This is a genomic window from Candidatus Aegiribacteria sp. (assembly GCA_021108435.1).
In the GTDB taxonomy this organism is placed as follows: Bacteria; Fermentibacterota; Fermentibacteria; order Fermentibacterales; family JCC-6; genus Aegiribacteria.
The window spans coordinates 1-15116 of sequence record JAIOQY010000023.1; the positions used below are offsets into that span (position 1 = coordinate 1).

Annotated in this window: 14 protein-coding genes; 11 read left to right on the forward strand and 3 right to left on the reverse strand. The window is 46.3% G+C overall.

Annotated features, from left to right (window positions below; genetic code table 11):
- Positions 1-22: 22 nt before the first annotated feature.
- Complete coding sequence (locus tag K8R76_01175; GenBank protein ID MCD4846784.1) at positions 23-1090, forward strand: 4Fe-4S binding protein; 1068 nt, start codon at positions 23-25, stop codon at positions 1088-1090.
- A 3-nt stretch (positions 1091-1093) separates the two neighbouring features.
- Here K8R76_01175 and K8R76_01180 read toward each other — a convergent pair whose 3' ends face one another.
- On the reverse strand, positions 1094-1621 hold the full coding sequence (locus K8R76_01180) for a flavin reductase (GenBank protein ID MCD4846785.1): 528 nt from the start codon (positions 1619-1621) through the stop codon (positions 1094-1096).
- Between the two features lie 9 nt (positions 1622-1630).
- Positions 1631-2164, reverse strand: a complete 534-nt coding sequence (locus K8R76_01185) for a hypothetical protein (protein MCD4846786.1) — start codon at positions 2162-2164, stop codon at positions 1631-1633.
- Between the two features lie 144 nt (positions 2165-2308).
- On the opposite strand from K8R76_01185, the gene hisS reads away from it, so the two are divergent.
- The 7 genes from hisS to K8R76_01220 all read left to right on the forward strand — a co-directional run bounded on the left by hisS (position 2309) and on the right by K8R76_01220 (position 11616).
- Positions 2309-3613, forward strand: coding sequence for a histidine--tRNA ligase (gene hisS / locus K8R76_01190; protein ID MCD4846787.1), 1305 nt, complete (start codon positions 2309-2311; stop codon positions 3611-3613).
- A gap of 29 nt (positions 3614-3642) precedes the next feature.
- Positions 3643-6015, forward strand: a complete 2373-nt coding sequence (locus K8R76_01195; protein MCD4846788.1) for a SpoIIE family protein phosphatase — start codon at positions 3643-3645, stop codon at positions 6013-6015.
- Positions 6016-6076: 61 nt separating this feature from the next.
- Positions 6077-7528 (forward strand): O-antigen ligase family protein, encoded by a 1452-nt coding sequence (locus tag K8R76_01200; GenBank protein ID MCD4846789.1) that lies wholly within the window; start codon positions 6077-6079, stop codon positions 7526-7528.
- Positions 7529-7637: 109 nt separating this feature from the next.
- Entirely contained in the window at positions 7638-8828 is a 1191-nt protein-coding gene (locus tag K8R76_01205) for an acetate kinase (protein MCD4846790.1), read from the forward strand.
- Positions 8829-9199: 371 nt separating this feature from the next.
- The gene (locus tag K8R76_01210) at positions 9200-9616 is read left to right on the forward strand and encodes a peptidylprolyl isomerase (protein ID MCD4846791.1); all 417 of its coding nucleotides are present in this window, start codon (positions 9200-9202) and stop codon (positions 9614-9616) included.
- Between the two features lie 218 nt (positions 9617-9834).
- A complete protein-coding gene (locus tag K8R76_01215) occupies positions 9835-10644 on the forward strand; it encodes a DUF2807 domain-containing protein (protein ID MCD4846792.1) in 810 nt (269 codons plus the stop codon).
- Positions 10645-10785: 141 nt separating this feature from the next.
- Complete coding sequence (locus tag K8R76_01220) at positions 10786-11616, forward strand: hypothetical protein (GenBank protein MCD4846793.1); 831 nt, start codon at positions 10786-10788, stop codon at positions 11614-11616.
- An 82-nt stretch (positions 11617-11698) separates the two neighbouring features.
- Here the strand turns inward: K8R76_01220 and K8R76_01225 are convergent, their stop codons facing one another.
- Positions 11699-12901, reverse strand: coding sequence for a PLP-dependent aminotransferase family protein (locus K8R76_01225; GenBank protein ID MCD4846794.1), 1203 nt, complete (start codon positions 12899-12901; stop codon positions 11699-11701).
- A gap of 171 nt (positions 12902-13072) precedes the next feature.
- Here K8R76_01225 and K8R76_01230 point away from each other — a divergent pair, with 171 nt between their 5' ends.
- Genes K8R76_01230 through K8R76_01240 form a run of 3 tightly spaced genes read left to right on the forward strand, consistent with a single transcriptional unit; the run spans position 13073 to position 15116 of the window.
- Positions 13073-13552 (forward strand): peptidyl-prolyl cis-trans isomerase, encoded by a 480-nt coding sequence (locus tag K8R76_01230; protein ID MCD4846795.1) that lies wholly within the window; start codon positions 13073-13075, stop codon positions 13550-13552.
- Positions 13553-13558: 6 nt separating this feature from the next.
- On the forward strand, positions 13559-14536 hold the full coding sequence (locus K8R76_01235; GenBank protein MCD4846796.1) for an RluA family pseudouridine synthase: 978 nt from the start codon (positions 13559-13561) through the stop codon (positions 14534-14536).
- A complete protein-coding gene (locus K8R76_01240; protein MCD4846797.1) occupies positions 14529-15116 on the forward strand; it encodes a hypothetical protein in 588 nt (195 codons plus the stop codon). Before K8R76_01235 ends, K8R76_01240 begins: the two co-directional genes overlap by 8 nt.

Sequence of the window (15116 nt, forward strand, 5' to 3'; positions counted from 1 at the left end):
AAGCTGATCCGGGGGGATTATTATGCATGAGAATATTTATCGAAAACTGGCAGATCATCTTGATAAGCTTCCAGGCGGTTTTGCTCCAAGTCACACCGGCGCGGAACTGCGCCTGCTCCGAAGGCTGTTTACTCCGGAGGAAGCGGAACTGGCAGTACATCTTACCCTTAACCGGGAGGAAGCCCGGATTATCGCTGACAGAGCTGTTCTTCCTTATGTCGAAACGGAGAAGAGACTTGCGGAGATGGCCTTAAAAGGGCTGATCTTTTCCATCCATCCCGAGGATGGTTCTCCTCTCTATCTTGCCGCTCCGTTCGTAATAGGGATCTATGAATTCCAGGTTAACAAGCTCAGTCAAGATCTGATAAGGGATCTTGATGACTACTGGAGTACACAGAAGCGAAGAAGACCCGTCAGGACCATTCCGCAAATGCGAATCATCCCCATCAATCAGAGTATCGAACCTCATCTCGAAGCGTTTCCCTATGACATGGTCAGAGAATTGATCAAGTCTCAGGACCGGTATGCCGTTGCTCCCTGTATCTGCCGTCTTTCCGCGAAAATGGAGGGAAACGGCTGCGATGCAATTGAGGAGGCATGCCTGATGTTCGGTGACTGGGCTGACTTCTACGTTCGCGGCGGTATGGGACGCTATATTGACAGAGCTGAGGTTCTGGAGATTCTGGCCAGAGCTGACGCGGACAATCTGGTTCTCCAGCCGACCAATTCCAGAGATGTTGCTGCTATATGCTGCTGCTGCAGCTGCTGCTGCGGTATTCTGCAAAGTATACAACGTCATCCCAGACCAGCTGAGATCGTAGCCAGTTCATTCATTGTCACACTTGAGCCAGAAACCTGCGTTGCCTGCGGGGTCTGTATGGATCGATGCCGGATGCAGGCTTTCACCATGGGAGATGGTGCTGTTATTCTGAATAGCGATCGGTGCATCGGTTGTGGTTTGTGTGTTACAACCTGTCCGGTCGGCGCATTGACACTGCTTCGTAAACCGGGCAGCAGCGAGATTGAAATCCCTGCTGATATGGATTCCACATGGCGTAAAATAAGCAGGGATCAGGCAGAAGCTCTATGATGTTCAGACTTTGCTGAGTACTCTCTGTATCTCTCCGATATACATCCGGTGATAGCCTTTTTCCGGATAAAGAGAACCAATCTTCTTTTCGAGGATTCGTTCTGGGTCAATATCATGGTGGTAGATTTTTCTGCAAACCAGTATCAGGTTTGACTGTTTGAAAGCTGTTACACCGGGAGAAGGCTCAAATGGAAGCAGCCCGGTTTCCTGAGCCTTATCAACATTCTCACCGGTATGAGTCCCGCAGTATCTCAGTGTTTCTCTGTATTCCTCTTTAAAGAAGCAGATGCTGAAGAGGGAATTTTCCTCCATGAATTTTCGTGTGTAACGTTGCGGTCTGACGAAAACAAAGGCTACCCTTCGATGCCATAACTGGCCCAGGGAGCCCCAGCTTGCTGTCATGGTGTTGTATCCATCTGAGAGATCACCTGATGTGAGAAGGAACCAGTCCTCCGCGATCAGTTTAAAAACGTTGTCGCGTATGTCATCAGGGGCAATTTCGCGATAGCCGGAAGAGTCAGAGGTAATCATTTCACTAATCTAAAGAGTAATTGATGTGCTTGTGATATCCTTGTAGTCTGAAGTGAAGTCGTCCGCTCCATCCTCTCCGCATATGAATATTATGTTGTAACTTTGGCCTTCATAAAGAGCAACGTCCCAGAGATCGCCTGAATTCAGAGGGATAGTGAAGCTGATTTCAGTATTTCCTGAGCTTTCACTTCCTGATTTATCTGAAACGTTCTGCTGTCCGCCCTGCAGGTTGGAATCGGATTCATGAGTATTACTGTCAATACCGAAATCGTCCCGGATATTGACCGATGAACCATTCACATATCCTATAATTATGTTTGCGTCATGCATGAGGTAGGATCCGCCGAATCCGACTGCTACCCATCCTGAGGAGGGACCTTCAAGTTGCACTTCAAGGTTGCTGCCGCTGACACGCCATTTCAGTTCAAAGCCATCCTTTGAGGTTGTTTTCCAGCTGTTTGGATCAAACGGGTTTTCATCACATCCGGTAACAAGAATCAGGATTATTAAAACAGAAAACAGCACATACTTCAAATTGAACATATTCATCCTCCCGTTCATTATACTTACACAACTAAAATACTACACCATGTAACCGCTGGAAACAACCATAAGACATTGGAGTTTCCAGCGATTATTGTACACCTTGAGCCTTGTAATAGAAAAGAACTGAACCGGAGGATATTAATGGCACTGAGCAGAAAGCCTCTCAAGGGGATGCGTGAGCTGTTTCCGGAGGAGAAGAGGGTAGAGGATTATATTATCGATCAGCTGGCAAAAGCCGGATCAGCTTACGGGTTCGAGGCCTATGAAGCACCGATTCTGGAACCGCTTGACCTGTTCCTCGCCAAATCAGGGCGTGAACTGGCGATGGATCAAAGCTACAATTTTACAGACAAAGGCGGCAGGAACCTTATTATGAGACCGGAACTGACTCCCTCCACCGCCAGAATGGTGGCTGCTGCTGGAGAACTTATCTTTCCGGTCAAGTGGATGTCTTTTCCGCTATGCTATCGTTATGAGAATACTCAGCGGGGGAGAGCCCGCGAGTTCCTGCAGTTCAATCTCGATATTCTTGGTGTTGATGGTCTGGAAGCTGAACTGGAGATATTCCTTGTCCTGCAGAGAATCATGGATGGGTTTTCTGCTGTTCCAGGGCAGTATTCGATAAGGTATTCCAGCAGAAAACTTGCATCAGGAGTTCTTATGAAATCCGGTTTTACTCCGCTTGAAATGCAGAAAGCCTTCGCGGTTATTGATAAGAAGGACAAAATGCCGCTCGAAAAGTGGCAGAAGTGGCTTCAGGAGGAAATTGCAGACAGTTCAAAGGCTGAAATAATTATGAAGTTTGCATCATGCGAAGGATTGAATTCAGCATGGCTGAGTGAGCTTATGGCTGAAGATCCTGCTTATACAGAACTTTTGAAGTTCAGTAACATGCTTGATAGAGCCGGAGTTGCTTCAGCATCTTTCGAAGCGGGAGTTGTAAGAGGGCTTGATTACTATACCGGCATTGTTTTCGAGGTTATGGATAAAGGCGGTAAGAACAGAAGATCCATCTGCGGCGGAGGCAGATATGACAATCTTGTAGGAATGTTCAGCAGTCAGAATGTATCCGGAGTGGGATTCGGTCTGGGTATTCTTACACTTAAACTGTTTCTTCAGACATACGGCCTGATTCCTGATGACCCGGCTCTCTCACATCCCGCGGATATTTTTCTTGCTGTCTGTACCGATGAACAGAGAGAATTCGCTATGAATCTTGCCGAGAGCCTGCGTGATACTGATATATCAGTAGAGATGGATATAAGCCGCAAGAATCTGTCAAAGCAGTATAAAATTGCTGACAGAAAGGCAATCAGATATGTTGTTGCGATCGGTCCGGATGAGGTTGATTCGGGACATGTTACAATTCGGGATATGAATACCGGAGAGAATGTGGAAGTCGATATTCCTGATATCCGGGAGACTCTTTCTATGATGGGAAACTGAGAAAGAAACGTATATGCGAGATGTTATTGATGCGATTTAAAGGAATACCGGGGAAACTGCTGCTTGTGGTTCTGGCTCTGCTTCTGTTTCTTCCTCTGTTCTTTCTAAGGTCATCACCAGACAGCCTCAGCCTGTCCGAAGCCGCTGCCTGTCTTGGTGCGCTTCTTCTTTATATCCTTCTTGAGCGCTTCATATCAAGGCTTCAGATAACCAATGTGCTCGCACTGACGATTCTACTTGCTGCTTCCGTATTTGCTCTTGCGATATACGTTGCACCTTCTCTTAATGAGGATTCAGTCCATGTTCAGGATACTGAGGAGTCCTTTCCGGTAAAGACAGCCGGTCAGCACTCGCAACTCTCCGACAGTTCTGTCTTCTCTTCAAATCCGGAGATACAGAACTCTATTAACAAGCTGGCCATAAACGGTGGTGAGGCTATCAGAAACGCCGGGCTGTTCAGTGGTACGGGAGCAGTTGGCAGAACTCTTGGAGCTGTCGGGAATGTAACTTCTGCTACCGCTGAGGTTCTTATCAGAACACTGTACTCCGGATCAAACGTTGCTCGTGAGGATTCCATATTTCTAAGCGAGGGAGTAGTAGATGAATCCGGAGCTTTCCTGCGGCTCATAGCGTTAATAGCAGCGGTCACAGCTTCAATCGCGCTGCTGATATGTCTGAAATATCTTGTTCTTGTTGAAAGACGTAAGGGAACCCTTTTCTGGTTCCGCGTTCTATTGATAACATTGCTTCTTCGCATACTGTATGTTTCATTCGGTCTTGAACAGCTGGTGCAACGGGCTGTTTCTGGATTTGGCAATGCGGACATTCTCCTGTCGATCAGTCCATTTTACGTATTTCTCATGATATTTTCCATTCTTAACGGATTCAGAACAAAGTGGATACACTACCTGAACAGGTGGCGGAAATATCTTGCTCTTTCAGGTTCAATCGTTGTGCTTGTGCTTTCGCAGTCCGTACTGCAGATGTATTTCTCGGGCAGACTGACCTTTTCATCACTTGCTCTGGGTACTCTCGTTGGAAGTGTATTTACAATCCTGCTGATTTTCAGTGCTTTAGCGGCCCTGTCGATTCTGTTTTTCCTCCCTTCCGCAAGGCTTGTTGACAGAAAGCTTGATCAGCTTAGAACACTGGATGGATTGGGACAATCCATCTATTCAACTTTTGATGAAGAAAAAATCGTATCATCTTCAACAACACTTGGCAGAAGACTTTCAGGAGCCGATACATGCTGGGCTGTTAAACTGGATGACGGTACATTCAGCCGCTGGAAAACGCCAAATTCCCGGAAAGAAAAATACATATTTCCGGATGAATGGCATTCAGAAGTACGCAATCAGCTCGAGGAGTCTGGAGGTTCACTTTTACTGAACAGATATCCGTCAAGTTCACTCTCCAGGATTGCCGGAAAAAAATCATCTTCTCCAGGCTCGCTTCTTGCAGCTCCTCTAAAAGTCAGGAAGCACACTGTAGGTATCCTATATGCATCCACAAACCGTCAGTTCGGTTTCATGAACGAATCTACGGGTCTTTTTGAGACATTTGCCCGTCAAATTGCTGCAGCAATAGAGAATGCAAGACTCATGGAAACAGAACTCGAACGACAGAGATATCATGAAGAACTGGCAATTGCCAGATCAATCCAGGAGGAACTCCTTCCAGGAGCTCTTCCCTCGGTTCCGGGTTTTGATATTGCCGGTATCAGCGTTCAGAGCCGGCAGGTTGGCGGTGATTATTACGATGTAATCGAACTTCCAGGCAGCCTGTGTGGAATTGCCATAGCTGACGTGTCCGGGAAGGGTACTGCCGCTGCTCTTCTCATGGCTGCGCTTCAGTCCGCTCTTCATGCGGTTGCTCCGGGAATGGGCGCCAACGCGGGAGGTGTTGTTGAGAGATTGAACCGATTGATGAGCAACAGAATTCCTGATGACAAATTCATAACGTTTTTCTACGGTGTTCTGGATCCTTTAAAGGGAACACTGAACTACTGCTGTGCCGGACACGACCCTCCTTTGCTCATCAATGGCGAAGGAACGGTTGAGAAACTTGCGGAAGGCGGGCTTGTTCTTGGTATCATGGAAGATGCCGAGTATATAACAGCAACAACACATCTATCTGATAATAAAAGGCTTCTTCTTTATACAGATGGCATCACTGAGAGTATGAGTGTGGATGATGAAGAGGAGTTTGGTGTTGTAAGACTTGCCGATTTCGTGGCTGAACATGAAACCTCCAGATCATCAGTTATCCTCGAGAAACTTCTTGACACGCTTGAAACATACCGTGATCAGGTTCCGGCGAATGATGACATGACCCTTCTTATGATATCATGTTCAGATCATACCGAAAGAGCTGTAACCAATGGATCATCAATTGAGGATTGATAATTCCGATAAGAGATGCGCAGGTGGTAGTTAATGCGGTGCGGAAACAGGAGATAGTGAATTGAATATCCCCGGATCCATGGAACTGTCAGGAGCAGATACGCAGAAATTGACTTCCCGAATAACTGTTCTGGGATTGATCATCATTGGTTCTGTTATGATCACTTCGATGATTTGCGGCAAGTCTCTTATTGGAATTGCGATACTCGTTGTTCCCGGTATCCTGTTTCTCCTTGCGGGGTCACCAATCAGAGTTCTCTCAATCACTGTAGGACTTCAGATCATTTTAACGATCACGCAGCTCAGCACCGCTCAGCTGTACCTTGGATTTATATCCTTCAGGATAGATGATCTTCTTTCTATCTGGCTCCTATGGCTATGGGTCATTTCTCTTCCTGACAGATCCATGAGGGGAATAAAGATCGGGACACAGGGCTACCTTATCTCCATATTCGTATTTCTTGTTGCAGTTGCCGTATTCAGAGGGTTTTCTGCCGGTAACACACCTGAATTCATAGGTATTCAGATTAAATCCTTTGGAGCATATTTCCTCTACTTTCCATTATTGTGGGTATTATCTGATGATAAATCCAGGGAATTAACCTGGCGGGTGGTTCTGACATCAGCTACTATTGGCGGGCTTATCTTTGTGATCAAAGGAATTTTCGGTTCAGGTGAGGGAGTATACTTTCGAGACGAAACGGGTCTCAGAATCGGAACAAGACAACCGAATGCATTTGGAGCGGTACTGTTGCTTTTCGCGGGTAAACTCTGGAAAACATGGAAGACCCGTCCTCCGATTATTCTAATTCTGCCTTCGATGTTTTTCATGGGTGGAGCTCTTATTCTTTCTCAGACAAGAGGACTATGGGGTGGAGTGCTTCTCGCTCTTGCTTCGGCATGGATTCTCAATCTGTTCAGAAAGAGAGATAATGTTACTCTAGGCAGGCGGATGATAGTCTCACTCACGGTACTGGCCGGTTTCGTAATTCTTGTCGTGTTTTCTGTGTCCGCGATGGGGATTCTGTCAGCAGCTGATATAGCCCAGCGAACCGGTAATGAATCCGGTAATTATCTGACTGACGTTTCAGTCCTTTCAAGACTGATTTCCTGGGGTGCTGTAATAGAAAGAATCAGCGGATCGTACATGTTGATGGGTAGAGGTTTCGGCTCGACGATTACCTATTTCAAACCTGAACTAGGAGGTGTAAGGACTCTGTTCTCTGTAGACAGTTCTTACTTTCAAACAGCGCTTGATATGGGTATTACCGGTTTGATTGTACTTCTTTCATTATTCCTGAATGCGGTTATCAGAGCAGCAAAGCTATTTATCAGAACAGCTGACAGTAGAAGAGCGGGAACAGCTCTGGGGATTTTCTGCGCGCTGATCATGCTTCTGTTCGCATCGGGATTTGCCTCACCAATGACCAGTTACCGCTACACAATACTCTGGATGTACCTGCTTGCGTATCTTCAGGTGGAGATAAACAGAGAGGAAGTTGAAAGCGCTTGATTTAGACCTGCGAAATCGTTATTTTCCGGCTTACAATTTCCCAGGGCGTTATTTACTTTGTACCTGATTACATTAACCTTATTCATGTAAGAAATATGTGGAGGTCTGCGTGAAGATACTTGTAGTCAACAGTGGAAGCTCATCCATTAAATTCAAACTTCTGGAGATGGAAACGGAATCTCTGCTGGCAGAGGGACTTATAGAGAGGATAGGGCTTGCTGAGGGGCGAATCAAGTACAAGACGAATGATAAGAAGATTGTCATCGAGGAACCCGTTCCGGACCACAGAACAGGTCTTGCATTCGTTCTTGATGCCCTTACACATGAGGATTACGGTGCAATCAAATCTCTCGAAGAGATCGGTGCTATCGGCCACAGAGTAGTGCATGGCGGAGAGCGGTTCACCTCCTCTGTACTGATAAACGATGAGGTTGTCAGGGGTATTGAGGAGTGCAGTATAATGGCGCCTCTTCATAATCCTCCAAACCTTCAGGGAATCAGAGCTGCCATGGAAACTCTTCCGGATATACCGAATGTTGCTGTATTTGATACTGCATTTCATCAGACTATGCCTCCTGTCTCGTACATATATCCTCTTCCATACAGTGTATTCGAAGAGAATCGTATGAGAAGGTTCGGTTTTCACGGTCCGAGTCACCAGTATGTTGCCAATAGAGCCGCGAAGATGATCGGAAGACCGATTGAAGATCTCTGTATCGTGACCTGTCACCTCGGCAATGGCAGCAGTCTCACCGCTGTGAAGCATGGCAAAAGCCTGGATACAAGCCTTGGTTACGGAACCGCGTGCGGTGTAATGATGGGAACCAGATCAGGAGATGTTGATTCCGCAGTTTTAATCGATCTTGTTCAGAATCACGATGTTTCCATATCTGAACTGAAGGATATGGTTTATAAGAAGAGTGGAGTTCTGGGGATATCAGGTATATCGAGCGACCAGCGTGATGTAGAGGACGCAGCAGAGAATGGAAATGAAAGAGCAGAACTTGCACTTGAACTCTTTGCTTCCAGCGTAAGGAAGTACATCGGAGCTTACGCGGTTACTATGGGCGCACTGGATGCTATCGTGTTTACTGCTGGAGTAGGGGAGAATGGTCCCCATATGCGTGAGAGAATCTGCATGAATCTTGAGGTTCTCGGTGCTCGAATGGATCCTGAAAAGAACGATTTCAAGGGTGAGCAGCGTGATATCACCGCGAACGGAAGCAGAGTGAAGATCCTGGTCATTCCCACAAACGAAGAACTCATGATCGCCAGAGAAACACTCTGGCTTACCGACTGAAATTAACGGAGGATACTATGAGAAAAGGAATGCTGCTATACCCGTTCATAATAATTATGATGCTGACCGCTTCGTGCGGCGAAACTTCAGATGAAACAGCTGCTGAGATGACAGAACCAGTAGAAACGGTAGAAGAAATACCAGCAGAACAGCCTGAAATGATCTATGCAAGCCACATACTCATTCCTTTCCAGGGCGCGCAGAATGCACCTGCAGACGCCATGGACAGGGAAGAAGCCAGAGCTGAACTTGAGACTATATCTGACAGCATTTCTGGAGGGCTTATTACTTTTGGGGATGCTGCTGCAAATAATTCCTCCTGTCCGTCTTCACAGCGAGGTGGTTCACTTGGAGCATTCCCAAGGGGAGCCATGGTTCCGGAATTCGAAGAAGTGGCATTCGCTCTTGAACCCGGCGAGGTCTCTCAGGTTTTTGAAACACCGTACGGATTCCATATCGTACTCAGGGAGGAGACAGTTCAGGCAAGCCATATACTGATAGCTTATGAAGGTGCGATAAGAAGCAGTGCCACCAGAACCCAGGAAGAAGCTCTTGAACTGATAGGGAACATCAGGGACGATCTATCTGAGAATGAAATTACATTCGAAGAAGCTGCCGGAGAGTATTCCGACTGCCCGTCTTCTCAGGTTGGCGGTGATCTCGGCCCCTTCAGCAGAAACGTAATGGATCCCGCATTCGAGGAAGCTGCATTCGGCATTGAACCCGGAGAAATGTCAGAAATAATCGAAACACCTTTCGGCTATCACCTGATCCTAAGAACCGAGTAATCCAACGGGGACATACAGGCTCTGCTGTGTGTCCCCCAAAAACTAGCCTCTGGTGCGTGCTGTGTGTCCCCCAAAAAGCCTGACTCTCTGGTGTCCCAAAAAAAATGTCTTTAGCGCGTTCCCGAATACATCCCTTTCAAAAAATCTATTATGATAATTCATCGTATTTGGTTAGATGAAAACTCCTGATTCAAACTGAGGGAAGGCAGGGTATCCGGATGAAAGTAACGATATTTAACAGGAGTATTGAGAATCCATTTCTGCAGATTCTGACAGGTGTATTCGCGATTGTTTTTGCAGTTGGATTGACTGCGCTGATACTTCTTGTTGTTCTTCCACTTGCAGGCATTGTACTGACTGCTGTGCTTCTTATTATCGCATTCATTGTGATAGCTCTTATTATCTTCTTTCCTTTTCTAATTCTTTTTGGCATTACTTCAGGTTCATCGAAGAAAGGCAGCGGGGTTGAGGGAATCCGGGAAAAAGATATTTCACCATTCAACAAAATTAAAGCATCAGGAGCTCTCAGGGTCAATATTGTCTGCGGTCAGGCTGAGAGTGTTACTGTTATCGGTGATGACAATCTGCTTGAATACGTGGAAATCAAAGTACTGAATGAAGTCCTTTCCATTCGAACAACAAGACAGGTCAAACCCAAAACCGGGCTTGAGGTCAGAGTATCCGCAAGGACTCTGGATCTCCTGAAAATAACCGGCGCGGTAAAAGCTGCTGTGACCCTTATTGATAATGAAAAATTTGTACTTAAAGCCTCCGGAGCTTCCGAAATCAGTCTGTCAGGTAACTCTGTTAAAGCGGTAATGAAGCTGGCGGGTGCTGTTATATTGAGCGCGAAGGATTTTCCATGTGAGGTTATCAACTTGATATTGAGCGGTGCCGCAAAGAGTACAGTATACGCTTCAGAAGAAATTTCGGTCACGATCACTGGTGTCGGCAATGTAATCTGTTACGGTAACCCGGAAACAGTAAATAAAACTGTTTCAGGTGCGGGGAATATTGAACTGAAGTAGAAGACAGCAATTCCATGCAGGAAACGATCTTACGGTGCATCAGGAACAGTAATTCCAGCCGAATGTAATTTGACAAAACTTCTGTAGTAGAATATATCTAGATTGGTTAGTGGGTACTTAACGAAAAAAAAGGAGGAAAAAATGAAGAAAGTAGCATTCCTGTTGCTTTGTCTTGCCTTTGCTGTCTCTGCCAATGTAAGAACAAATGACGGACCAAGCTCTAGTGAATCCGCCTTGGTTAAAGGAACTTATACACTTCTTGAATCCTATCAGGTTGATCTCGTTGGTTTTGGCGTTGCTGTTAAGGATGATGTGGCCAACAGCATCTGGATCGACGACTACGGTGTTGCATTCACCTACGAGTTCGACATGACAAACGGCGATCCCACAGGTGACGGTTGGGAAATAACAAACGGTATTGACTGCGATGACATGGCCTACTGTGAATATACTGGCGGTAACCAGTTCCTCATCGGCGATTGGATTGAAAGCAAGGTCGGTGTCTTCAGTGCTGATGGGATCTATGTTAAGGATATTGAAGGTCCTGGTGCCTGGGATAATGTATTTGGAATGGGTGCCGGGCATGATATGCTTTACTGTTCGAAGTCAGGCGAGATTGCCTGGGGTTCCTACACTGGCTCTGAAACCGAAGTAACCTGGACAATAGAAGCAATGCCTTACAGCATTTATGGACTTGCTGTACATGGCGATTACCTTTTCGTCTGCTCCAATATTGAAGATGCTGACAATATCTTCATCTACTATATAAATGCAGATGGCAGTGTTAACCTGACTCCTTTATGGTCATGTTACTTCACTGAAAATGGCGGCAGCACTAACGGTGGATTAGACTGGGATGGAACATATCTCTGGGTCTATCCTCAGCAGGACATGCTGTACAAGCTGGATATTGACTGGGTTCCGGGAAGTCTCGAGAATTCAACCTGGGGCGAGATCAAAGCTGACTTCTAAAATAGTTCAGTTTATCTAGTGCATAAAGGAGGCGGGGTTTATCCCCGCCTCCTGCTATATCAGTGTATGTTACCTGCTTTTGTCAGATGTTCTCTCTTACCACCTGTGCAAGACGTCTAACACCTTCCACGATCTGTTCTTCATTCGCAAAGCTGAAATTGAGCCGCATGCTCTGATAATTATCATTATCAGGGAAGAAAGCGCTGCCTGGAACGTATGCTATTTGCTCGTCAACAGCCTTCTGGAAGAGATCGTCCGCGTTCTTTCCATCCGGAAGAGTGAGCCAGAGGAACAATCCACCCTCGGGTTTTGTCCAGCTGACATCAGGCATGTCCGAGAATTCCTTTTCGAGACAATCAAGCATCAGCTTCCGGCGTCTGTCATACACCTTTATCGTATTCTTCAATCCTGTCTCGAGAACACCTGCCTGAAGCATTGCATGGGTAATAGCCTGATTGAAGGGGGGGGTACATAGATCAACAGCCTGTTTGGCCATAACCATTTTATCTACGACCCAGTGAGGGCCGCAGGCCCATCCAAGACGGAATCCCGGAAGAAGCAGCTTGGAGAACGTGTAAAGAGAGAGAACCATGTCCGGAGCAATGGACTGGAATGTAGCCTGATGTTCTCCGCTGTATCTGAGCTGCCTGTAGGGTGTATCTTCCACTATCAGGTATTCACCCTTCTTCGCAATTTCGATGATCCTTCTTCTTCTGTCTTCAGGGATTGTAACACCTGCAGGATTCTGAAAATCCGGAATTATATATATGAACCTTGGCCTGCGCCCTTCAGCTTCAAGCCTGGCAAGAGTTTCTTCGAGGAGCTCAGGGATCATACCATGCTCATCAAGTTCTACTCCGACCGGAACACCCTGATAACTCTTGAATGCCTGTAAGCCTCCAAGATACGTTGGAGAACCGGTGATACAGGTATCGCCGGGATTAAGGAAAATTTTGGCAACCAGATCAAGTCCCTGCTGGGAAGCTGTAGTAACCAGTATGTGATCCGGAGTTGTATTGATGCCTTCCCTTTTCATGATTTCTGTCAGATCCTCGCGAAGTCTTTTGTCACCTTCAGTAGGACCATATTGCAATGCAGTGTGAGCTTCCTCTTCAATGACCTTGTCGATAGCGCTTCTGACATGGTCTACAGGGAAGGTCACAGGGGCTGGAAGTCCTCCGGCAAATGAAATTATGCCTGGTTTGGCAGTCAATTTCAGAAGCTCTCTGATAACCGATCTCTTCATACTCAATGCCCGATCTGAGAAGTATTTCTGTTTCTCCATGCATTGACTCCTTTCTGGAACCTGAATGATTCACAGTGAATACACCATGTTATATACATTGTATGGATATGACCAAATATTCCAATGTCAACAGGCATTATTTATCGACGGGACGAAGCGACGACTCCTTATCATATTTACGCTGACTTATAACTTACCGGAGGTTGATTCATGAAAAGAATTATTGCACTGATTATGGCTGTTTCAGGTTTTTGCATGTTGATGATTTCATGCGGTTCTTCAGAAGAATATCGTGAAGAGATTATCGCTGATTCAGAAGATATCGTTCTAACTGATTCCCTGTCCGGGATAGAATCAGATATCCATCAGCCTGACTTCATATGCGCAAGGCATATCCTGCTAAGCTGGGATAGTACAAGTACGAGCGGAGTTCTTCGTACACGGGAAGGGGCACAGGTGCTGGCTGAACGGATTCAGGCTGATATACTCGCAGGAGATGTGACTTTTGAGGATATGGCATATCAGTATTCGGAATGCACCACTGCGCAGGATAGCGGAATGCTTCCCGAATTTGCCCGGGGAGCGATGATAGAGGAATTTGAAAATGCTGCTTTTGTTCTTGAACCGGGAGAGATGTCCGGAATCGTGGAGACACGATTCGGGCTGCACCTGATCAAACGAATCAGATAATCGGCCTTGGAATATTTTCGCAGCGAAGTCGAGCATGGAGAGCACGGACTAAGACTCGATTCGTATCTGGTCATTCAGGATGATATTGATCAGAGCAGAAGCTATATCAATACTCTGATCTCCAACGGGCATGTTTCTATTGATGATTCCCCTGTTACAAAACCTTCTTTCAGTGTAAAAACAGGGCAGGTGATCGTTCTTGAGGTTCCTGACCCGGTGCCAATAGATCTGTCTCCGGAGTCGATTGATCTTGATATAGTCTTTGAAGATGAACATCTTCTGGTAATCAACAAACAGACCGGACTTGTGATTCATCCATCAGGCACCTGCAGGAGCGGTACTCTTGTTAATGCGCTGCTTTCGCATTGCGATAATCTCTCGGGTATTTCCGGGGAGTTGCGTCCGGGTATCGTGCACAGGCTGGATAAGGATACAACCGGTTTGATGATGGTTGCCAAGGATAACATCACACACAGAGGGCTGTCACTCCAGCTCTCTTCAAGGACAGTCAAGCGACGTTACATAGCTCTTGCCTGGCATATTCCAGAACCTGATGAAGGCAGAATCGATGCGCCTGTCGGTCGTGACCTGAATAATCGACAGAGAATGGGAGTTGTCCAAGCCGGAAAGAGAGCGGTAACCAATTACAGGATTCTTCGAAAATTCAGATTCTCAAGTATGGTCGAATGCAGACTTGAAACCGGAAGAACGCACCAGATAAGAGTTCATATGTCTTCTGAAAAGGGATGTCCTTTAATTGCAGATTCGAAGTATGGTGGAAGCAATCCGAAAGGAATAGCCTCAACAGCTCGCAATAGAGATCTGGTGGATGATGTTCTGCGGCTTGCCGGTCACCAGATGCTTCACGCTGAAACACTGGGTTTTATTCATCCGGTAACAGGTGCTGAGCTGGAGTTCAATGAGGCTCCTCCATTGGAATTCAGGCTGGTAATGAGAAGACTTGAGAGGGACATGGATGACTGATTCAGCGTATTCACTCCTGCTTTTTGCGGGTCTTATTGCAGGTCCTGCATCAGCATTCATGGTGAATATAGAGATTCTTCCGGTATATCTGATTTTCCCTGTTCTATGTCTTACCGGAAAAACCGGTAAGGGCAGAATAAAATTACTGTTTTTCATTACTGCTCCGGCTTTATCGATGATATGGGGATTGCTCTCCGATAACCCTTTGCTGGCTGAGAGGTCGCTTAGATGGACAATCGCGGTTGCAACAGGCGTATTCATGTCAGGTTCACTGGGCTCTTCGAGAGCCTCAAGGATGCTTCATTCAGCATCCCATCGTATGAAATTGGGTGGATTGCTGGAGACTCTTTCAATGGTGATTTCACTTGCGGGGCCTTTTTCCCATAAGGTCAGAGATGTTTTCAGGATGAGCAGAAAAAAAGGAATCAGTATCAGCGAATCCTTTACGATTGCCCTGTCATCCGTATATGAAATTGAACCGATTGAGAATGTCTCAGTTGAGGAACCGCATCCAGTTCCGGTTATAACGGCCTGCTGTGCCTGGTCACTGTTTCTCGCCGGCATCTCAGGGATACTGTAG